An 18,448-nucleotide genomic window follows, 5' to 3' on the forward strand; every position below is an offset into this window, starting at 1 on the left:
GTTCACATCTCCCTTAGAATTTCATCGACCTGTGCTGCCCTTGAATCCATTTCAAAGAGCAGCAGACCAAGCTGTGCCTCCGGTTCTGCCAGGGCCGTGAATATGGCCTTCTCACCTGCAGGTTTGAGAATGATTATACCCTTCTCGGTCCTCACGGTTATCTCAGAAACGCCGCCAGTGTTCATCTGCCCTGATGCCGCCTCTGCAGCACCCATTATGGTTGAACAGAGGGCTGAGAATATCCTGGCATCAACATCTGGAGGTGTCCGTGCGTTTATAAGCAGCCCTTCCTTTGAAACAATACCCGCAGCCCTTATCTGACCGACCTGCATAAAAGCAGAGAGCACATCATCCAGTTTTTCCTTCTTTGTTTTGGCCATCAATACACCCCAGTGACTCGGTAACCGGTATCAGGAAGTGTCCCCGGCGATGAGTATTACAGTTTAATTATGTTGTTAACCCTTTATATCAGTTTACATCTGGTCGCGGTGTAATCTAAGGAGGAACCCACACCGCCTCAGATGTTGTGAAAACGTAGTGATCTGAAAGGGCAGGGTTGTGGTAGGTACCTGTAAGGTTCTCTGTCCTGAAGGTCCGTGAGATGGATCTCCTCATGCAGAAGTTCACCCTGTCAGAGAGGGACTCCCTAAGGGAAGGCTCCATAGGTGGGCCAGAGAGCCATGCCCTCAGACGGAACTTCCTCCGTCCGTATGTGCTGTTGTAGCCCTCGTCAATCATCTCAACCCTTAGAACCCTGACATCAGACGGTCTGAGGAGGGCTGGCTTCTGATTCTGGTACTCCTCAAAGGTAACAGCAGGGTAGACTGCAAGGGTGTCAGTAGTAACCCCCTCCAGGGCCCCGGTTTTTGCAGCGGAATGGGCTGCCAGGAGTTCAAGCTGCATTCCAGCCTGAACAGAGATGAGTGTGGCAATGAGGAGCCCGGCACCTGTAAGTAGCAGGTACTCAATGGGTACCTGCCCTTCAGTGCAGCCATAGATATGACCTGCCCTCAAATTTGTCACAGATGAACCCCCCAGGGACTCCTCGTAGATACATCTAAACTCAGAGCCTCACCTCCGAGACCATGATAAGGGTCCTGTTATTCCTGCAGGTGTTCCTTATTGAGTATTTCCTGCCTGCCTCAAGGTTAATTGATGCAGGGGTACCCTTCGAGTCCACTATAAGAACATTGGACATATTTGAGAATCCCCTGTAACCATCTGCCCACCCATAGACCCCTGTTGAGTTGATCCTCAGCCTGTAAGCTGATGTGTGGTTGAGACGGGGAGGGAGTTCAACAACAACCTCACGACCCGGACCCCCTGCAACTGCAAGGTCAACGGCACATGCCACATCATCCATGAGTATGCGGAGTTCAAGAAGTCCATCCTCATGGTTAACACCATCAATCCTTGAACCAGCAATGGCAACCATGATGGATAAAAGCAAAACCATGAAAAAGGTTGATGTTACGGCGTCAGCTGCCAGAACTCCATGTGAATCCATGAGGGTAATTAATAAATTTTTATATATAAATATTACTAACTGGTGTATAGATATAGTTTGATGCACATAAACCTTTACATGTATTCCCTAGTGGTCTTCACAGGGGGGCCCCATAACTTCCATGAAGTTGAGGAATTTGTTGAGGATGCCGGTGGCCTTATAATCCAGAGGGACACATTCAGCGTTCACAGGGGCCAGTACTTCCTGAGAAATGAGGTCAGAGTCCTGTGCATCATTCCCAGCACAGATGAAGACACACTCAGAGAGACCGCCCGCAGGATAAAGGGGGAAATAGAGGGCCTAGATGTTAATCAAGATGTCCTTGAGAGGATACAGTCCCTTCTTGAGGTCTATGATAGGCTTGCAGAAGAACCCTCATGGACCCCCGAAGATGAGATTGCGGCTGATGACGGCCTCCTTGATGAGATGGTTGACATGGAACTCATTGAAAGAAGAAAGATGGGCCATAGGGTCGAGTACCGTCTGCTATGAGATTCTATGCTGACAAAAATTTAGGGGTCCATCCTGCATCAGAGGATCCATGTCATCCAGATTTATGTAGGTGGTCTTTCAGATTAGTATAGGAGCTGGAGGATTTAATATGGCAAATGAAATAAAACAGCTTGTGATAGGTATAAGCAGAGAGGGAGAGATAATCGTAAAGAGTAACAGGGGGAGGATTTACCCGGTTAAGGTATCGCCCGACCTCAGTTTCAGCTGTGAGGACCTCTTCAGGCACACTGATAGGGAACTCTACGCAACAATAAATACTGAGGTTCAGCCATGGGAATGCGTGTCCATTGAATACGTGGAGCCAGAGTAAAATCACCGACCATTTATTTCATTCAGAGACATGGGTTTAGCAGCCACTGACACATGACATGCCACTTAAATAAAATGAGGAGTACAATAGCTGTACTGAAACCAGATACACGAGAAATAGGAGTACAACAATTCAGTGGAGGATATTATGAGGGGAGAGATTCTCATAACCGCCGGAGTAATCCTTATAATCACAGGCATACTCTTAACATTCATTGGAGGAGCCCTCAGCGCCTCCCAGACAAGGGATAAGGGGGAGGTTAAGGCCGCGGGAGTTGTAATGATAGGGCCCGTGCCCATAATCTTTGGCAGCGACAGAAACATGGCCATCACAGGGGTTGTGCTTGCCCTGATCCTCATGGTGGTTGCATACATACTGTTCTACAGATAGGTGTGCTTCCATGAGGATCATAATGGTGGCCTGTGGAGAATACGGCGCCAGGGTGGTTAATACCGTTGCTAAACATGGGCTGGCACCGGACATAGTGGCTGTATTTGATTATGATGACTATTCTGGTGAATTTCTGGATGATCCATCATCACTTCTTCCCCCAGAAATCCCTGATGCAGATCTCACAGTGGCTGCGGGGCTCTTCGGTGACCTTAACCTTGTAGCAGCTGAAATAGCCGTTGAATCGGGATCGAAGGCCATCATAGTGGAATCCCATGCGCCAGGTCAGCTTCCTGAAGGCCTTAAATCTGAAATTTCCGGGATGGTTGAATCAGCCGTCTTCCCATCACCCTTCTGTTCACTTGATACTACAGGAAATCCCTTCATTGACTCATTTGCATCAGGATTCGGGAAGCCTGAGGTGGAGATGGATGTGAAGGAGAGTGTCCTTGCGGTCAGGGTTAAAAGAAGCACTCCCTGTGGTTCCACCTTCTACGTTGCAGAGAGGATAAGGGGTGTTCCCCTCCATGAGGTGGATGTGGCTGCAGGTGAAGGATTCCACAACTACCCCTGCCTGGCATCCATGGAAGCTGACCCTGCACTGGGGGATACACACCTCCACGTTGCAGGTTACCTCACAAGGGAGGCCTTCAAGAGGGCTGCCGGTGTGCCCGGGGTTCATGCCCACGTCGACCCCCGGGAATGCCTGGGAGAGGACTGTGGCTTCCTCTGCATGGATGTCTGCCCCCTTGTCAGGTTATCCATGAATACCATAAGGAAGGGTGGGACTGCAGAGGTGGATCCCTTCTCCTGCGGTGCCTGTGAGAGGTGCGCCAGGGAATGTCCCCACGGAGCCATAGAAATAATAAACCCGCGGCCATGATGGGATCCACAAGGTCATCCATGCCTCCGACGTAAACCTAAATAATGCAGAGGAGATGATAATCTGAAAGGTACAGAAAACCCTGAAGTTAAGGAAAAAATTACAGGTGAGGTTGTATTCATAGGTGCAGGTCCAGGGGACCCTGAACTCATAACACTGAAGGCCATACGGGTTCTTGAAAGGTCCGATGTTGTGATATACGCCGGTTCACTTGTAAACAGAAAGATCCTGGAATACGCGCCAGGTGCAGAGGTCCACAACAGCGCCCATATGGACCTCGAGGAGATAACAGAAATCATGGTGAATGCCTGCAGGGCCGGTAAAACCGTGGCGAGGGTTCACACAGGAGACCCCTCTATTTATGGGGCCATCAAGGAGCAGATGAGGGTTCTTGATGAAAAAGGAATTCCATACAGTGTTATACCTGGCGTCAGTTCCGTTTTTGCAGCCGCAGCCGCCCTGGGGGCCGAGCTTACACTCCCTGAGATTTCTCAGACCGTCATAATAACACGTCCTGCCGGGAGAACACCTGTGCCGCCTTCAGAGAGCCTCGAAGAGCTTGCAAGACACGGTTCAACCATGTGCATATTCCTGGGTGTCCACATGATAGGGGATGTTGCAGAGAGGCTGATGAAGCACTACCCTCCTGACACCCCCGTTGCCGTGGTTAAAAGGGCCTCCTGGCCTGATGAGGAGATTGTGAGGGGCACACTGGCAGATATATCCATGAAGGTGCATGAGGCCGGTATAAAGAAGACAGCCATGATAATCGTGGGAAGGGTTCTTGATCCAGGGGAGTTCAGGGCCTCCAAGCTCTACGACGCCGGATTCAACCACGAATACAGGCCCTGAACAAATCTTATCCTCAAAAATTACTCTTTCCAGCCGGATTCAACCACGAATACAGACCCAAAACAAATCTTATCCTCCTTTTTTAAGTATACCAGAAATCAAAATGTGAAGAGCTTTATGTGGGCCATTCTACCGCAGGCAATGAACCTCTCTGTGAGTTCCCTCACCCTTGAGGACTCTCCCTCAATTATGAAGAGTTCAAGGCATTTCCCGTCCTTGAGGTGACTGTGTATCTGGGTGCTGATTATATCCTCATAGTCATGTTTTATCTCTGTGACCATGTCCTCAGCATTTCTCTGGTGTATGAGGAAGAGAACCGCGTTTATATCTCCCCTCAATTCCTGCATGTTTCTTTTCTCATCTATCAGAAGCCTTGCAGCAGCCCGTATAACATCGGATCTCCCTGAGAATCCCATCTCATCCCTCAGTGCATCTATATCTGCAAGGAGCTTTTCACTGAGTGAAACACTGACCACGACCATGGACTACTCTATTTTAATAAGAATTTATATACTTTATGCTAAATTTTATTAAATTGTGCCCCAAATATTAACAATTTTTATATATTTTCAGGGACATAGATTGGATGGGTGGTTGGATGGAAAAATGGAAGATAGGCGCAATTGCACTTATAACCATACTCTCAGTGGCTGGAATGTACGTCTTCACATCAAAGGCGTCAGAGGAACCCCATCAGGGAAAGCTGATTGTGGCGGTTACAGTAATGCCACAGAAGGAGTTTGTGGAGGCAGTTACAGGTGACCGGGCAGAGGTGGTTGTCCTGGTGCCAGAGGGCGCCGATCCCCACACCTATGAACCTGAACCAGAGACACTCAGGAGGGTGTCAGAGGCCAGAGCATACTTCATTGTTGGATCCGGCCTTGAATTCGAAAACCACTACCTTGATAAAATAAGGACACTTAACCCCAGTATGAGGATAATAAACACTTCAGAGGGGATAAAGTTTATTCCCTCAGCCATTGAAGATTCACATGAATCAGCCGAGAGCCCATACGACCCCCATGTATGGACATCACCCAGAAACGCAATGGTGATGGTGAACAACACACTGAGGGGGCTCCAGGAGATTGACCCACAGCACAGCAGATACTACAGGGAAAACGCTGCGACCTACCTTGAAAGGCTGCATGAACTGGACATGAGGATCAGAATGGAGCTTAAAAACAGAACCGGTGAGAGCATACTGGTCTACCACCCCGCATGGGGCTACTTCTGCAGGGAATACGGGTTAAAACAGGTTGCAATTGAAAGGGAGGGAAAGGAACCCGGCCCGGCAACATTATCACTGATAATCCAGGAGGCCAGAAGAAAGAACATAAGGGTTGTAATTGCATCACCACAGTTCAGCAGGAGGAATGCAGAACTCATTGCAGACGAGATAGGGGCAAGGGTTGCCGTCGTGGACCCGCTGGGGGGAAACTACACCCGAAACATTGAGGAGATACTGAGGGCGCTTCAGGGGTGATGGAAATGCTGGCGGTTGAGATGAGGGATGTCAATTACCACGTGAATGGCAGGCCCATACTTGAGGACATCAACCTTGAGGTACCTGAAGGTGAAATCCTTGCAGTGATCGGACCCAACGGTGGGGGTAAAACAACACTACTGAAACTCATAACAGGACAGATAAGGCCATCCTCAGGGACTGTGAAGGTTCTGGGAAAAAATCCTGAGGATGCCAGGAAAAGGATTGGATACCTCCCCCAGAGGAGTCACTTCAAAACAGATTTCCCCATAAACGTCCTCCAGACAGTCCTGATGGGCACATACAGGAGATTTGAGGCATATACAGATGATGATAGAAAAAGGGCCCTCAGATCCCTGGAAATGGTGGGGATGCTTGATTACAAGGATAGAAAAATTGGTGAGCTCTCAGGGGGAGAGCTGCAGAGGGTTTTCCTTGCAAGGGCCATTGTAAGGGACCCTGATCTTCTCCTCCTTGATGAGCCAACTGCAAGCGTTGACCCGGCCTTCAGGACCTCATTCTACAACCTCATAGATGACCTCAGGGAGAGGATGACGGTGATCCTAGTATCCCACGATATCGGGACGGTCGCACAGCACGTGGACAGTGTGGCGTGCCTTAACCACAGGCTATTCGTCCATGGGACAGTAGAGGAGGCCGTCAGCTGCCTTGAGGATGCATACGGCTGTCCAGTGGAACTCATCGCACATGGGATACCCCACAGGGTGCTCCATGAACACAGGGAGGGGTGATTGCAGTGCTTGAAATCCTCCAGTACCAGTTCATGAGGAACGCCGTGGTCGCAGCGGTACTCGTCAGCATAGCCTGCGGTATAGTTGGAAGCTACGTTGTGACCAAGAGGATAGTCTCAATAAGCGGGGGTATATCACACGCAGCATTCGGTGGTGTGGGGCTGGGGTACCTACTCGGTGTGAATCCGGTGACAGCGGCCATCCCCTTCACCGTTGCAGCCGCTCTCCTTATGGGTAAAATCACGAGAAAAACAGATATAAGTGAGGATACCGCGATAGGTATGCTCTGGTCAGCCGGTATGGCCCTGGGTATACTGTTCGTAAATCTCAGCCCTGGTTATGCCCCTGATCTCTTCAGCTACCTCTTTGGTAACATCCTCATGGTAAGCAGCACAGACCTCTGGACCATGCTCCTCCTTGACCTCATTATAATATCAAGTGCATTCCTTTTCAACAGGGAATTTGTGGCCCTATGCTTCGATGAGGAGTACGCAGAGGTCCTTGGTGTGCCTGCTGACACCTTTTACCTTTACCTGCTTTCACTGGTGGCCATAAGTGTCGTTGTGCTCATAAAGGCAGCGGGCATAATACTTGTGATGGCACTGCTCACGGTTCCGGCGGCTGTTGCAAGGGACTTCAGTACCGATATGGGTGACATAATGGTTAAGGCCTCAATCACAGGTATATTTGCAGCCATGCTGGGCCTATGGGTTTCCTACTGGTTCAATATATCCTCAGGGGCCGTCATAGTCCTTATACTCACACTTCTATTTGGTGCGGCCCGGATACTGAAATCACTGAGGAGTTAATAAGAACCAGATCTATGATCCTATCAAAAAAATACAAAAAATAGATAAAACCCAGGATCACAGGAAGCATATCAAAAAATACATTAAAGAATAGATGAAACCCTAGATTATGAAGTGCGGATCAGACCTCAGGGATACACTGAAATCAGCAATCGGTGACTACCTCAGCATCACACTCATAACCGGGAAGACGTACTACGGTGAGGTCAAGAGGGTTGAGACCGATTATATGAGCCTTGAACTAAAATTAAGGGGTGGTAAAACAACCACCACTGTCATAATACCCCTTGCGCATATTGTGACGATCACCCTCTAGGCGTGAGGACATCAACACCAGCAGTAGTCCCCACGATAACCATATCTGCAAGGCCGGCGAAGATACCATTCTCCACAACACCAGGTATACTGTTGAGATCCACCTCAAGACCTGCAGGGTCATCAATAGCACCAAATGACGCGTCAAGGACAAAGTTGCCGTTATCTGTTACAACGGGGCCGTCCTTTCCCTCACATGATCTGAGGGTTACACTGGCCCCCATGGACTCAAGTCTCATCATAACGGGCCTGCAGGCTGCAGGGATAACCTCAACAGGGAGAGGGAAGGCGCCCAGTCTATCAACAAGTTTTGATTCATCCACTATAACCACGAACCTCCTTGCAGAGGAGTCAACTATCTTCTCAAGTGTATGGGCAGCCCCACCACCCTTTATAAGGTTGAGTTGAGGGTCCACCTCATCTGCACCGTCGACCGCGACATCAACATCGTGTTCTGCAAGACTTGTAACCCCTATACCTGACTCCGCTGCAAGGAACATTGACTGGTAGGATGTGGGTACACCCATAACCTCCAGTTCCTCCTCCCTGACGCGCCTTCCAAGTTCCATTATGAAGTGGTGGGTTGTTGAACCGGTGCCGAGGCCAACGATATCCCCATCCCTTATCTCCTCAACCGCCCTGAGGGCGGCCATCCTCTTGAGATCCATTGTGAACTCCCATTCATTTTTTATTCAGGGGCTTCAAAAGAACCCTTCTCAGTTCATGACCGCCAGGGCACTGTTTTCCAGGTTTTCCAAGATTTTTTACAATCCTGCACCTGTCACCCTCCAGGATGCCCTCTGGGAAACAGAGATCATGCATGCCGCACTCCAGGTCACATTCAGGAAACTCAAATGATATCACTGATCCTTCAAATGCTCCCTTTGCATCTATTAGTGCCTCAACGTTGGATTTTTCAACTTCAATTACCTTCACCTTCTCTCCAAGATGAACCGGGCACTTCTGGTACCTGTCCTTAACATCGGTTATCCTGTAGAGCCTCCCCTCCTCGAGGGGTCCTATGCATGTTGAACTGAACCTGCAGTCCTCGCATTCCTCTGCAGGTCCGCAGAAGAGGAACCTTGACCCCTTCTTTGCAAGTTTTTCGCCAATAAGGGTTATCAATCATATCACTTCCGTTATCTTTGCAAGCCTTTCAGCGGCCTCGCGGGTTAAACCCCTGTCTCCAAGGATGGTGTACCTTTCCTTTCTGATGGTGTGGGCCACTGTAAGTGCCTCTATGATGTATTCAGAGTCGATACCGAGTTCGGCTGCTGTTGTCGGGGCGTTTATCCTTGCCAGGGCGTCCCTTATGAACCTCCAGTCACCGCCGTGGAGGTGCATCATCATTATGGTCCCCACCCCGCACTGTTCGCCGTGGAGTGCAGGTTCAGGTGCCACCATGTCAAGGGCGTGGCTGAACTTGTGCTCCGAGCCACTGGCAGGCCTGCTGCTCCCTGCTATGCTTATGGCTATGCCACTGCTTATGAGTGACTTCACAGCCAGCCGTGCGCTCTCCTCAAGGCCCTCCTTTATTGCGTCGGCAGAGTTTATAATCATCTTGGCTGTCATGAGGGAAAGTGCTGCTGCTGATTCACTGTACCTCTCATTAAGAAGCCTGTGGGCAAGTTTCCAGTCCATTATAGCCGTGTAATTGGATATTATATCTGCACAGCCAGATGCAAGGAGCCTGAAGGGTGCCTTCCTTATGACCTCGGTATCTGCTATCACACCGATGGGTGAGGAGGCCTCAAGGGATGCTGTGCCCTCACCGTTCCTTATGGATGCCCTCGGGGACGCTATTCCATCATGGGATGCTGCGGTGGGCACACTTATGAAGTGCACACCCTCAAGCGTGGCGGCCATCTTCGCAACATCGATAACCTTACCCCCACCCACACCGAGCACAAGGGAGGTGCCATTGAGGCCATCCTGGACCTGGGCCACCGAGGCCATGGTGGCATCCCCAACCGTGACCTGGTCAACCTCGAACCCGGCATCCTGCAGACTATCAATAGCCGTTTCACCGGCAATTTTAAGGGTTCTGGGGCCTGTAACCACCATAACCCTTCCCTCGAATCTGAGGTCCCTGCATATCCTCCCGGTATCCTCTATAACACCGGGCCCTGTGTGTATCTCCCTTGGTAGCTGAATTTTCCTTGGATCCATGTTAACCCTCTGATGGAGTATATTATTTAAGTAGGAGTAATAAAATAATTTTTGATTGGTGTTTATCTCCAGAGAAAAATATACTTTTGCAGAAATTTATCAGAAAAGACCCTAACTGTTATCATGGTGAAAAAATGACAGAGTTCAGTGAATGGTTCCACAATATTTTAGAGGAAGCTGAGATTATAGATCAGAGGTATCCGGTCAAGGGTATGCATGTATGGATGCCCCATGGATTCAGGATAAGGAAAAACACCCTCAATATCCTGAAGAGGATACTTGACAGGGACCATGAGGAGGTTCTCTTCCCGCTTCTTGTACCGGAGGATGAACTGGCAAAGGAGGCCATACACGTAAAGGGCTTCGAGGATGAGGTTTACTGGGTTACACATGGGGGACTCAGCAAGTTACAGAGGAAACTGGCCCTCAGGCCCACAAGTGAAACCGTCATGTACCCAATGTTCGCACTCTGGGTGAGGTCACACACGGACCTCCCCATGAGGTTCTACCAGATAGTTAACACCTTCAGGTATGAGACAAAACATACAAGGCCTCTGATAAGGGTACGTGAGATAACAACCTTCAAGGAGGCCCACACAATACATGCGACCGCCGAGGAGGCAGAGGAACAGGTTGAAAGGGCTATAGATATCTACAGGGAATTCTTCGACTCCCTGGGAATCCCCTACCTCATAACAAAACGGCCCCCCTGGGACAAATTCCCTGGCTCAGACTACACCATGGCCTTTGACACCCTCATGCCCGACGGTAAAACCCTCCAGATAGGTACCGTCCACAACCTCGGGCAGACCTTCGCGAGGACCTTTGAGATAAAATTTGAAAACCCTGCGGGTGAGCATGAGTACGTCCACCAGACCTGTTACGGTTTATCAGACAGGGTAATAGCCTCGGTTATAGCGGTCCACGGGGATGAATCAGGTCTATGTCTCCCCCCCGAGGTTGCAGCCCACCAGGTGGTTATAGTGCCGGTTATCTTCAAGAAGGCCGCGGATGAGGTCATGGAGACCTGCAGGGACCTCAGGGATAGGCTTGAGGATGCAGGTTTCAGGGTGCACCTTGATGACCGTGACCTCAGGGCAGGGAGGAAGTACTATGAATGGGAGATGCGCGGCGTCCCCCTGAGGGTTGAGATAGGGCCAAGGGACCTTGAAAATAATTCCGCGGTTATCTCCAGGCGGGACACCGGTGAGAAGATAACAGCAGACCTTGATGGTATCGAGGACACCCTCAGGGATCTCATGGATGACATCCTCGAAAACCTGAGGAGCAGGGCCTGGGAGAGGATGGAATCAGAGATCCGTGAGGCAGGGACCATAGAGGAGGCCAGGAACATAATAGAGGAGAAGAGGGGTATAATATCCTTCATGTGGTGCGGTGATGAGGATTGCGGCATGGATGTTGAGGAGAAGGTCCGTGTGGATATCCTTGGGATACAGGAGGGTGGAAGCGGTAAATGCATGAACTGTGGTAGAGACGCCCCCTACAGGGCATACCTTGCCAGAACCTACTAGATGGGAGATTGGATGAACGCAAGAATCCTTCTTGTTATCAGCCTGATATTCATCTTCGCATTTGTGAGCGGAGGGATAGGCTACATCACGCTGGGAGGCCCAGACCTTGCATCGGCCTTCAGGGAGGGTAGTGCGGAGGTGATACAGAAGGGAAGCGCCGGTGACGTCCCGAATACGGTTGAAGTAAGGAACACCGGGAACAAGCCTTTGAGGGTGGATACCGGCACCCTTCTCGCCTCAAATACCTCAGGAGACGTTGTGATCGCCACAGATACCCGTGTGAGTCCCGGTTCCGTGGAGGATGTTCCCGCATACTCGGTGGAACCTGAGGAGAGAACCGTGCAGGGGGTTAAACTGGAACCTGCCGGCAAAGCCCCGGCACTCATGGTGGATGTCCTCTCATCATCGAACCCTGCAGATCCATCTGAGGCGTTCACCACACAGCTCAAGCTCTGGGTGCTTGCAAGGGGCGATGAGCTCAACATATACCGTGGAGAAGTTTACGCCATGGTCAAAAAGAGGGATATGCGTTTCTACCAGCTCAGGGAGAACATCACAGCCGTGAGGTCAGAGCTCATGGATGAGTACGGCCTCACAGAGGAACAGCTTTCGGAACTGAACATCACCAGCCCTATCCTCAACCAGACAGAAAGTCCCTTTAAACTGTTCTCAGTACTTGATGCTCTGAAGAACCAGATTGGAGTAAGACAATGAAGACCTGTGCCATAATACCGGTTTCAAGGTTTGCACATGCGAAGACACGCTTATCCCCCACACTTTCACCATCGGAGAGGGAGGGATTGCTCAGGGCCATGCTGATGGATGTCTCAGAGGCCCTCAGGAGACACGTTGACCGTGTGCTGGTGATCAGTGCAGATGCAGATGTCCTTGAATACGCCTACAGCCTTGGAGCTGATATACTTGAGGAGAGGGGTAGAAAGGACCTCAACGGTGCCCTGGAACAGGCTGCTGAGTTCTGCATACCCGAATTTGATAGGGTCATGATAACACCCTCAGACATACCCCTCATAGGGAAAACTGATATCAATGAACTCCTCCACAGGGCATCCCACTTTGATGTTGTGATAGCCCCTGCCAAGGGTGGCGGGACCAACACCCTCATATTCAGACCTGGATCCATGAGGTTGAGGTTCGGTGACTGCAGCTTCTTTGAGCATTTGAGTGAAGCTGAAGGTAGGGGTCTTAGCGTCTCAGTGTATGATTCATTCTACCTTTCACTGGACGTTAACACAGCAGAGGACCTCGGGGAGATAATACTCCATGGGGAGGGGACCCATGCAAGGGAGTACCTCAGAAAACTCAGTTTCACTGTGAGGCCCTCAAGGGGTTCTGACAGGCTTGAGGTTTCAAGATCATTCTAGGTGAGATCATGATGGCGCTTTCAATAGCTGGTTTTGATCCATCGGGTGGGGCTGGGATCCTCGCCGATATCAAGACATTCTCTGCCCTTGGAGTTTACGGTGCAGGGGTTATAACTGCACTCACTGCCCAGAACGTGATTAGGGTTTCTGGTATAAGGCCTGTGCCCCCGGAATTTGTTGCCGAGCAGATCGACCTTGTGATGGAGGACCTGGATATAGTGCATGCCAAGACAGGTATGCTCTACAGTGAGGAGATAGTGCTGACCGTTGCAGAGAGGATCAGGGAGTATGACCTGGGGGTTGTGGTGGACCCTGTGATGGTGGCGGCCTCAGGCGGCAGCCTATCTGCAGGTGGTTTTTCTGATGCGCTCAGAGATCATCTGCTCCCTGAGGCACTCATAGCAACACCCAATGTTTCAGAGGCAGAGAGGCTCTCCGGGGTCTCCATAAGGACCGTGGATGATGCGGTGAGGGCCGCAGGGGTCCTGGGTGAAATCTGCGACGTGATAATAACCGGCGGCCACCTGGGTGGTAATAATGTGCTCTGCATTGACGGTGACGTGTCTGTGCTTGAGGGTGAACTCATAGAGAGCGGGAACACCCATGGAAGCGGGTGCTCATTCTCGGCTGCGACTGCGGCATACCTTGAGATGGGCCTTGAACTGGTTGATGCCCTGCGTGAGGCAGGGGACTTTGTAAGGGAGGCCATAAGGTACGGGCACCATGGTACCCTCAACCAGTTCTGGATGTACGGTGAACAGGTAAGTGCTGAAGACCCGGAAGACTGATTCAGAAGTTTCATATTATTCCTACCACATAAAGCTGTAGAAATGGTTGTTTATCTGCAGAAAGGCATAAACCAGCATATCATTCCAGATAATCATTACACACTCTTTTTTCATGGAAAACTGAAACATTCCAACTTCTTATTCATCAAAACACCTGATTCATCCCCCAAAAAAATTATTTACTCAGAAGTAATTTACCTGAAAGTAAACTAATTTATTCCAGTTCCATGAACCAGAATAATAAAAAGTGATGCCATGATCTGGAACCAGAATGAGAATGATGGGGTGAAAATCAGAGGAAATGCCCAAGGTAACCAGGAAAATTGGATTAGAGCAGCTCATCCCTGAGGTCAATGGTATCCTCAAGGGATGGACCAGTGGATATTATGGTAACCGGAACACCGGTTTCAGATTCTATCTCCTCTATGAAACGTTTCACTTCTGCTGAGAGGTCAGAGTACTCCCTGACACGTTCACATTGAGGGTAGAGTCTGTCGACACATGTAACAGCGATCTGTGTGGCCCCATTGATCATGCAGGACTCCCTGGCCATCTCCATATCAAATAGGCCAATCCTCCTTCTTCTCCCGGTGACTGTCCCGTACTCCTCAAGGCCGAGCTCCTCTGCCTCCTCCTGGCTTATCTCGGTCGGGAAGGGACCCTCACCAACCCTTGTGATGTATGATTTGAAGACCGCTATGACCTCATCAACCCTTGTGGGTCCAATACCCACATCAGCCGCAGCTGTGCTCGCTGTGGTGTCCTTGCTTGTAACATAGGGGTATGTGCCGTAGTAGAGTGAAAGACCGAACCCCTGGGATCCCTCCACAAAGACGTCCTCCCCCTCATCCAGGGCCTCGTTGACCTCCAGGGGGACGTCTGTAAGGAAATCCTCAAGTTCACTCACCTCACGTGCAAGTTTCGCTGTCCTCATGACGCGGTCTGCATTGGCGGGTCCGCACCCTGTACCCGTGCTCCCTATCTTCTTGGAGAGGTAACTGGATGACTGGTCCTGCTCCTTGTGCTTCTTCTCTATTATGGCGCACCTGTAGTCGACACCTGTCCTCTCTGCCACACTGTACTTTGAGAGGTACTCCATTTCATGGAGGAAGACCTCAGGGTCAACCAGGACCCCGGCACCTATGAGGAGCCTTGCATCCTCATGGAAGAAACCTGAGGGTGTGAGGCGGAGTCCGTACTTATCACCCCTGAATTCAACTGAATGGCCCGCGTTGGGTCCCACCCCGGCCCTTGCTATTATTGATGGCCTGTCATTGTAACATAGATAGGTTATGCATTTACCTTTACCTTCGTCACCCCATCCTCCTCCAACTAAAACGGTGCACGTCATACTGATTCTCCTTAAAATTTCTGCCTCTCATATATTAAGGGGTATGCAATAAAAGTTTTTCCCAAAGTGCCACTGAGTTACTCATGCCTTCTTTCTTATTATCCTCTCAAAGAGCATGGGGGTGAATCTCCTCTGGAGTGCTATAAGGACATGCTGCTGGAGGGCCTCCTCCATGGTTTCAAGGGTCAATCTGTCCTCACCCTTCCTTATCCTCACTGCCTGGGCTATCTGGGCTATATCCCTTGCATGGGCAAAGGTTGGCTGGAGGCCCTCGCCTCCCTCGGTCATCGGCCGGTAGACCTTTGCAAACCTTTCAAGGACCTCGGGATCGTATTCCTCCCCCATTGATTCAAGGTTGCGCCTGAAGACCTCCACTATCTCATCCACACTGGGTTTTTCAAGGTGCACATGCAGCGGCGCCCTCCTGAGGTGGGCCTCGTCCATTATTGTTATGTCAAGGTTGGTTGAAAATGCCGGTATGAAGTGAGTGTGGACGACTATTGGGGACCCCTTAACGTAGATCATGTCCTTCTTGTTCTCCAGTGGGACGATGAGGCGGTTCAGGAGGGCGTTGTGGTCCTCCTTCTGCCTTCCAAGGTCGTCGATGAGGAGCACCCCACCATTGGCCTTTATTATGGGTGATGTCTCATAGACACCCTTGTTGGGGTCAAATCTGGTTTCAAGTTTCTCACTTGTAAGTTCGGACCCTGTGAAGACAAATGGGGCGTATATCTTAACCCATCTCGGGTCCTCTGGCTGTTCAGGGCATGCACGGTGGAAGTCAGGGTCATAGAACTGTATGACCTGTTCACTGAACTCCACATACCTTGGTATGACCAGCGGGGGCAGAAGGTCCGACATCTTGCTTGTTATGAAGGTTTTACCTGTACCCGGCGGCCCGTAGATGAATAATCCCTTACCACCTATTGCGGCCTCGATGAGTGTCTTCTTTGCGCTTTCATTTCCCACCACGTCACTGAAGGCCTTATCTATGACCTCCTGGGGAATCATAATAGGGAATCTTCCCTCAAGCTGCCTGCCCATTATTTCAAAGTAGCTGTCATAGCTTACAGGTGCCATCCCCATGTACGGGTTCTCCCTGAGGAGTTTATCCGCCTGTTTCCTTCCCTGTTTCTTGATGGTGTAGGTTACACTGGGGAAGAGGAAGCCCCCACCTGTGGGGGCGCAGAGTTCATCCTTCTCCATCTCCTTGAGGCACTCCTCAAGTATATCCACATGGAGACCGGTTATCTCATGTATCCTGTTAACCTGTATGCTACCGTAGGTTGCTATGATCTTCAGAAGGAGATTTTTTATGAAGTTAACTGAGAGGTCTATCTCATCCAGTGTCTTTGGCTGTTTGAGCAGCTCAAAGAGTTCCTGCATCTTTTCATCATGGTAGTAATCCATTCAACCACTCCTCACCTAAGAATCTGTCTCTCTCATAATATAATAGGTTGGGTAACTTAAGCTTTGGCCATCAGTGAATCTGCCGCCGTACATTATGAGGAGCGGTTATGATTGTACCACTGCAGTTATGTGCCTCACGAAGAGGAATGCCTCAAAAAAAGTATTTTCTGAAGTTCTCTCACATGTAAATTTCAGTTCATCATATTTCAAAGCCATTGCTGACTGGGCCGTCCTATCTGGCTCACACACATATGAATTTCAGTTCATCGTCCAGTTCAATGTTTATCATATCCCTGTTGAGGTAGATCTCCTGGAGGATATCGTCTTCCATGTGGAGGACGTATATGTCAGGCTCTATTTTTTCCATGAAGTCCTCAAATGTGTTATCTGCGAATTCTGTGAGTTTATCAACCACCGTCCCCATAACATTCACCGTGAACTCGTATTCGGCTTCAAGGGGATCCACGAATTCAAATACCATGTCCACGTCCAGCCAGCCCGGTTCCTGGAACGCCTTCGAGATGACTATGAAGTACTCCTTATCAACCGAGATCGAGTCCCTCAGGTAGTCCCTTTTCTTTTCATAGATCCACCACATGAATGATCGGTGTGGCTCAGGGTACCTCTCCTCTATGGCCTCCCTTACGAAACGGTCCATGAGTTCGGGGAGCTTTTCTAGGAAGACCGCCTCATAGAGTGTGTTGAAGACGGTTATGTACTCATCACGGAACCATATCTCCTCTATATGCCTGAGGTACCTCTCCATGATTGCCTGCTTTTTCTCATTATCCAGTTCAGCCAGTCTCAGAAACATCCAAAGCCTCCTTTAATTTTGACGGGACCTCCCCGCCCACCTGTGTGCTGCATAACCCCCATAATAAAGGTGAAAAAGTAAATAATTATCATATATAAGTTTTCTGGTGGTTCAGGTTACTCATGGAACCCGACATGAATGAACGGATTAACTGCGTTAAACTTACCTATTACGAAGATGGCGGTTCTTTAAAAATTTTTACCCCAAAGTTAATAGTAAGGATAGGAGGTGCCAAGCGATTAAGGTGCCCGGAAGAAAACACCGGCCCCATATCAGAGAGGAGAAACTGGATAACATCAGAGGGAATATGAAAATTGTATGTGTAAACTGCGGGGCAGAGAACCCGAAGGACAGTAACTTCTGTTCAGGGTGCGGGAGAAACCTCAAAAGAAGAATCTGCGTCCGTTGCGGTACCGAAAATGCCGATGATGCGGTATACTGCAGAAGATGCGGTATGAAACTTGAGGGTGATGTCGCGGAAGGTTACAGTACTTTCCCCTACAAAAATATGGAAGGCCTCACAGCCCTTGAATTCATAGTCATACTCCTATTCTCACCCCTCGCCGGTTTAATAGGATTCCTTCTATGGTACGGTGAAAAGCCAAGGAAGGCGCGGCAGTCCCTCTCCATAGCCCTGGTGATGTTCCTCTTTGCAATGATCATATTCCTCTTCTAGGGGCAATTCAAATCATTTCTTTATCATTAAGCCGGACACCCTCCATTTCAAGGAGCCGCCTCTTAAGATCGGTGCCCCCCTGGTAACCCCCAGGGCTTCCATCGCCTCTTATAACCCGGTGACATGGGATGATAAGTGGAAAGGGGTTACCTGCCAGTGCCCCTGCCACGCTCCTTGGACTTCCACCTGCAGACTCTGCAACCTCAGCGTAAGAGAGTGTGGAGCCCCTGGGAATGTCAGATACCACAAGGAGGACCCTCCGCTGGTACTCTGTGCATACCCCCCAGTCAAGTACCGAGAGGTCAAAGCGGACGTCCTCACCATCAAGGAACCTCCATATGGAAGCTGTGAGTTCCGCCATGAATTCAGATTCCTGGCCACTGGAGGTGCCATTATCCCCCTCAGATGCAAAAAAGATCCTCTGAACCCTGCCATCTCCACATAAAACAGCGACACATGCAAGTGGATGCCTCAGAATATACATACACTTAAATGTTCTGCTGTTATTA

At 49.9% G+C, this 18,448-nt stretch carries 26 protein-coding genes; 15 read left to right on the forward strand and 11 right to left on the reverse strand.

Going from position 1 to position 18,448, the window contains the following annotated elements:
* Nucleotides 1-2: 2 nt before the first annotated feature.
* The 3 genes from OXN82_RS03815 to OXN82_RS03825 all read right to left on the reverse strand — a co-directional run bounded on the left by OXN82_RS03815 (nucleotide 3) and on the right by OXN82_RS03825 (nucleotide 1,507).
* Nucleotides 3-380, reverse strand: a complete 378-nt coding sequence (locus OXN82_RS03815; RefSeq protein WP_013295793.1) for a roadblock/LC7 domain-containing protein — start codon at nucleotides 378-380, stop codon at nucleotides 3-5.
* A gap of 115 nt (nucleotides 381-495) precedes the next feature.
* Nucleotides 496-1,023: a hypothetical protein gene (locus OXN82_RS03820; RefSeq protein ID WP_321212007.1), complete on the reverse strand. Its 528-nt coding sequence runs from the start codon at nucleotides 1,021-1,023 to the stop codon at nucleotides 496-498.
* A 40-nt stretch (nucleotides 1,024-1,063) separates the two neighbouring features.
* A complete protein-coding gene (locus OXN82_RS03825) occupies nucleotides 1,064-1,507 on the reverse strand; it encodes a hypothetical protein (protein WP_321212008.1) in 444 nt (147 codons plus the stop codon).
* A gap of 78 nt (nucleotides 1,508-1,585) precedes the next feature.
* On the opposite strand from OXN82_RS03825, the gene OXN82_RS03830 reads away from it, so the two are divergent.
* The 5 genes from OXN82_RS03830 to cobM all read left to right on the forward strand — a co-directional run bounded on the left by OXN82_RS03830 (nucleotide 1,586) and on the right by cobM (nucleotide 4,455).
* The gene (locus tag OXN82_RS03830; RefSeq protein ID WP_321212009.1) at nucleotides 1,586-1,999 is read left to right on the forward strand and encodes a methyl-coenzyme M reductase family protein; all 414 of its coding nucleotides are present in this window, start codon (nucleotides 1,586-1,588) and stop codon (nucleotides 1,997-1,999) included.
* Between the two features lie 109 nt (nucleotides 2,000-2,108).
* A complete protein-coding gene (locus tag OXN82_RS03835) occupies nucleotides 2,109-2,330 on the forward strand; it encodes a hypothetical protein (protein WP_321212010.1) in 222 nt (73 codons plus the stop codon).
* 147 nt (nucleotides 2,331-2,477) lie between these two features.
* Nucleotides 2,478-2,720, forward strand: a complete 243-nt coding sequence (locus tag OXN82_RS03840; protein ID WP_013295798.1) for a TIGR00304 family membrane protein — start codon at nucleotides 2,478-2,480, stop codon at nucleotides 2,718-2,720.
* Between the two features lie 10 nt (nucleotides 2,721-2,730).
* Nucleotides 2,731-3,603, forward strand: coding sequence for a DUF166 family protein (locus OXN82_RS03845; RefSeq protein WP_321212011.1), 873 nt, complete (start codon nucleotides 2,731-2,733; stop codon nucleotides 3,601-3,603).
* A 99-nt stretch (nucleotides 3,604-3,702) separates the two neighbouring features.
* Nucleotides 3,703-4,455: a precorrin-4 C(11)-methyltransferase gene (cobM, locus tag OXN82_RS03850; protein WP_321212150.1), complete on the forward strand. Its 753-nt coding sequence runs from the start codon at nucleotides 3,703-3,705 to the stop codon at nucleotides 4,453-4,455.
* A 98-nt stretch (nucleotides 4,456-4,553) separates the two neighbouring features.
* Here the strand turns inward: cobM and OXN82_RS03855 are convergent, their stop codons facing one another.
* Nucleotides 4,554-4,937, reverse strand: a complete 384-nt coding sequence (locus OXN82_RS03855; RefSeq protein ID WP_321212012.1) for a CopG family ribbon-helix-helix protein — start codon at nucleotides 4,935-4,937, stop codon at nucleotides 4,554-4,556.
* Between the two features lie 116 nt (nucleotides 4,938-5,053).
* Here OXN82_RS03855 and OXN82_RS03860 point away from each other — a divergent pair, with 116 nt between their 5' ends.
* The 4 genes from OXN82_RS03860 to OXN82_RS03875 all read left to right on the forward strand — a co-directional run bounded on the left by OXN82_RS03860 (nucleotide 5,054) and on the right by OXN82_RS03875 (nucleotide 7,818).
* Nucleotides 5,054-5,941 carry a metal ABC transporter solute-binding protein, Zn/Mn family gene (locus OXN82_RS03860; RefSeq protein WP_321212013.1) on the forward strand — a complete coding sequence of 296 codons (888 nt, stop codon included), beginning with the start codon at nucleotides 5,054-5,056 and terminating at the stop codon, nucleotides 5,939-5,941.
* Between the two features lie 5 nt (nucleotides 5,942-5,946).
* Nucleotides 5,947-6,693, forward strand: a complete 747-nt coding sequence (locus OXN82_RS03865) for a metal ABC transporter ATP-binding protein (RefSeq protein ID WP_321212014.1) — start codon at nucleotides 5,947-5,949, stop codon at nucleotides 6,691-6,693.
* Nucleotides 6,694-6,698: 5 nt separating this feature from the next.
* Nucleotides 6,699-7,502: a metal ABC transporter permease gene (locus OXN82_RS03870; protein WP_321212015.1), complete on the forward strand. Its 804-nt coding sequence runs from the start codon at nucleotides 6,699-6,701 to the stop codon at nucleotides 7,500-7,502.
* A 109-nt stretch (nucleotides 7,503-7,611) separates the two neighbouring features.
* Complete coding sequence (locus OXN82_RS03875) at nucleotides 7,612-7,818, forward strand: hypothetical protein (RefSeq protein ID WP_321212016.1); 207 nt, start codon at nucleotides 7,612-7,614, stop codon at nucleotides 7,816-7,818.
* Here the strand turns inward: OXN82_RS03875 and rpiA are convergent.
* The 3 genes from rpiA to OXN82_RS03890 are packed head-to-tail and all read right to left on the reverse strand — an operon-like array spanning nucleotide 7,808 to nucleotide 9,986.
* On the reverse strand, nucleotides 7,808-8,485 hold the full coding sequence (rpiA, locus tag OXN82_RS03880; RefSeq protein WP_321212017.1) for a ribose-5-phosphate isomerase RpiA: 678 nt from the start codon (nucleotides 8,483-8,485) through the stop codon (nucleotides 7,808-7,810). The genes OXN82_RS03875 and rpiA overlap by 11 nt on opposite strands.
* A 13-nt stretch (nucleotides 8,486-8,498) precedes the next feature.
* The gene (locus OXN82_RS03885) at nucleotides 8,499-8,942 is read right to left on the reverse strand and encodes a UPF0179 family protein (protein WP_321212018.1); all 444 of its coding nucleotides are present in this window, start codon (nucleotides 8,940-8,942) and stop codon (nucleotides 8,499-8,501) included.
* Nucleotides 8,943-9,986 carry an NAD(P)-dependent glycerol-1-phosphate dehydrogenase gene (locus tag OXN82_RS03890; protein ID WP_321212019.1) on the reverse strand — a complete coding sequence of 348 codons (1,044 nt, stop codon included), beginning with the start codon at nucleotides 9,984-9,986 and terminating at the stop codon, nucleotides 8,943-8,945. It lies immediately after the preceding gene.
* Nucleotides 9,987-10,120: 134 nt separating this feature from the next.
* Between OXN82_RS03890 and proS the strand changes: the two genes are divergently transcribed.
* From proS to thiD, 4 genes are read left to right on the forward strand one after another with little or no spacing between them, the layout of a single operon-like run.
* Nucleotides 10,121-11,518, forward strand: coding sequence for a proline--tRNA ligase (gene proS / locus OXN82_RS03895; protein ID WP_321212020.1), 1,398 nt, complete (start codon nucleotides 10,121-10,123; stop codon nucleotides 11,516-11,518).
* 12 nt (nucleotides 11,519-11,530) lie between these two features.
* Complete coding sequence (locus OXN82_RS03900; protein ID WP_321212021.1) at nucleotides 11,531-12,232, forward strand: hypothetical protein; 702 nt, start codon at nucleotides 11,531-11,533, stop codon at nucleotides 12,230-12,232.
* The gene (gene cofC / locus OXN82_RS03905) at nucleotides 12,229-12,900 is read left to right on the forward strand and encodes a 2-phospho-L-lactate guanylyltransferase (RefSeq protein WP_321212022.1); all 672 of its coding nucleotides are present in this window, start codon (nucleotides 12,229-12,231) and stop codon (nucleotides 12,898-12,900) included. Before OXN82_RS03900 ends, cofC begins: the two co-directional genes overlap by 4 nt.
* Nucleotides 12,901-12,908: 8 nt before the next feature.
* Entirely contained in the window at nucleotides 12,909-13,688 is a 780-nt protein-coding gene (thiD, locus tag OXN82_RS03910; protein ID WP_321212023.1) for a bifunctional hydroxymethylpyrimidine kinase/phosphomethylpyrimidine kinase, read from the forward strand.
* Between the two features lie 328 nt (nucleotides 13,689-14,016).
* Here thiD and OXN82_RS03915 read toward each other — a convergent pair whose 3' ends face one another.
* From OXN82_RS03915 to OXN82_RS03925, 3 genes are all read right to left on the reverse strand, one after another.
* Nucleotides 14,017-15,039 (reverse strand): adenylosuccinate synthetase, encoded by a 1,023-nt coding sequence (locus OXN82_RS03915; protein ID WP_321212024.1) that lies wholly within the window; start codon nucleotides 15,037-15,039, stop codon nucleotides 14,017-14,019.
* An 81-nt stretch (nucleotides 15,040-15,120) separates the two neighbouring features.
* Entirely contained in the window at nucleotides 15,121-16,449 is a 1,329-nt protein-coding gene (locus OXN82_RS03920) for an ATP-binding protein (RefSeq protein WP_321212025.1), read from the reverse strand.
* A gap of 241 nt (nucleotides 16,450-16,690) precedes the next feature.
* Nucleotides 16,691-17,263: a hypothetical protein gene (locus tag OXN82_RS03925; protein ID WP_321212026.1), complete on the reverse strand. Its 573-nt coding sequence runs from the start codon at nucleotides 17,261-17,263 to the stop codon at nucleotides 16,691-16,693.
* A gap of 122 nt (nucleotides 17,264-17,385) precedes the next feature.
* On the opposite strand from OXN82_RS03925, the gene OXN82_RS03930 reads away from it, so the two are divergent.
* Together OXN82_RS03930 and OXN82_RS03935 are read left to right on the forward strand one after the other, a co-directional pair.
* Nucleotides 17,386-17,574, forward strand: coding sequence for a hypothetical protein (locus OXN82_RS03930; protein ID WP_321212027.1), 189 nt, complete (start codon nucleotides 17,386-17,388; stop codon nucleotides 17,572-17,574).
* Nucleotides 17,571-17,939 (forward strand): zinc ribbon domain-containing protein, encoded by a 369-nt coding sequence (locus OXN82_RS03935; RefSeq protein ID WP_321212028.1) that lies wholly within the window; start codon nucleotides 17,571-17,573, stop codon nucleotides 17,937-17,939. Before OXN82_RS03930 ends, OXN82_RS03935 begins: the two co-directional genes overlap by 4 nt.
* A gap of 7 nt (nucleotides 17,940-17,946) precedes the next feature.
* On the opposite strand, the gene OXN82_RS03940 is transcribed toward OXN82_RS03935, so the two are convergent.
* On the reverse strand, nucleotides 17,947-18,423 hold the full coding sequence (locus tag OXN82_RS03940) for a methylated-DNA--[protein]-cysteine S-methyltransferase (protein WP_321212029.1): 477 nt from the start codon (nucleotides 18,421-18,423) through the stop codon (nucleotides 17,947-17,949).
* Between the last annotated feature and the right edge of the window lie 25 nt (nucleotides 18,424-18,448).

Source organism: Methanothermobacter sp. DP (assembly GCF_026692625.1).
Classification (GTDB): Archaea; Methanobacteriota; Methanobacteria; order Methanobacteriales; family Methanothermobacteraceae; genus Methanothermobacter; species Methanothermobacter marburgensis.

Coding starts and splice junctions, on each gene's coding strand:
- OXN82_RS03890 (WP_321212019.1), bottom strand. CDS start 9,986: ATGGATCCAAGGAAAATTCAGCTACCAAGGGAGATACACACAGGGCCC.
- OXN82_RS03860 (WP_321212013.1), top strand. CDS start 5,054: ATGGAAAAATGGAAGATAGGCGCAATTGCACTTATAACCATACTCTCA.
- OXN82_RS03840 (WP_013295798.1), top strand. CDS start 2,478: ATGAGGGGAGAGATTCTCATAACCGCCGGAGTAATCCTTATAATCACA.
- proS (WP_321212020.1), top strand. CDS start 10,121: ATGACAGAGTTCAGTGAATGGTTCCACAATATTTTAGAGGAAGCTGAG.
- OXN82_RS03855 (WP_321212012.1), bottom strand. CDS start 4,937: ATGGTCGTGGTCAGTGTTTCACTCAGTGAAAAGCTCCTTGCAGATATA.
- OXN82_RS03930 (WP_321212027.1), top strand. CDS start 17,386: ATGGAACCCGACATGAATGAACGGATTAACTGCGTTAAACTTACCTAT.
- OXN82_RS03900 (WP_321212021.1), top strand. CDS start 11,531: ATGAACGCAAGAATCCTTCTTGTTATCAGCCTGATATTCATCTTCGCA.
- OXN82_RS03920 (WP_321212025.1), bottom strand. CDS start 16,449: ATGGATTACTACCATGATGAAAAGATGCAGGAACTCTTTGAGCTGCTC.
- OXN82_RS03865 (WP_321212014.1), top strand. CDS start 5,947: ATGCTGGCGGTTGAGATGAGGGATGTCAATTACCACGTGAATGGCAGG.
- OXN82_RS03935 (WP_321212028.1), top strand. CDS start 17,571: ATGAAAATTGTATGTGTAAACTGCGGGGCAGAGAACCCGAAGGACAGT.
- OXN82_RS03925 (WP_321212026.1), bottom strand. CDS start 17,263: ATGTTTCTGAGACTGGCTGAACTGGATAATGAGAAAAAGCAGGCAATC.
- OXN82_RS03830 (WP_321212009.1), top strand. CDS start 1,586: ATGTATTCCCTAGTGGTCTTCACAGGGGGGCCCCATAACTTCCATGAA.
- rpiA (WP_321212017.1), bottom strand. CDS start 8,485: ATGGATCTCAAGAGGATGGCCGCCCTCAGGGCGGTTGAGGAGATAAGG.
- OXN82_RS03835 (WP_321212010.1), top strand. CDS start 2,109: ATGGCAAATGAAATAAAACAGCTTGTGATAGGTATAAGCAGAGAGGGA.
- cofC (WP_321212022.1), top strand. CDS start 12,229: ATGAAGACCTGTGCCATAATACCGGTTTCAAGGTTTGCACATGCGAAG.
- OXN82_RS03825 (WP_321212008.1), bottom strand. CDS start 1,507: ATGGATTCACATGGAGTTCTGGCAGCTGACGCCGTAACATCAACCTTT.
- OXN82_RS03915 (WP_321212024.1), bottom strand. CDS start 15,039: ATGACGTGCACCGTTTTAGTTGGAGGAGGATGGGGTGACGAAGGTAAA.
- OXN82_RS03845 (WP_321212011.1), top strand. CDS start 2,731: ATGAGGATCATAATGGTGGCCTGTGGAGAATACGGCGCCAGGGTGGTT.
- OXN82_RS03875 (WP_321212016.1), top strand. CDS start 7,612: ATGAAGTGCGGATCAGACCTCAGGGATACACTGAAATCAGCAATCGGT.
- OXN82_RS03940 (WP_321212029.1), bottom strand. CDS start 18,423: ATGTATATTCTGAGGCATCCACTTGCATGTGTCGCTGTTTTATGTGGA.
- thiD (WP_321212023.1), top strand. CDS start 12,909: ATGATGGCGCTTTCAATAGCTGGTTTTGATCCATCGGGTGGGGCTGGG.
- OXN82_RS03815 (WP_013295793.1), bottom strand. CDS start 380: ATGGCCAAAACAAAGAAGGAAAAACTGGATGATGTGCTCTCTGCTTTT.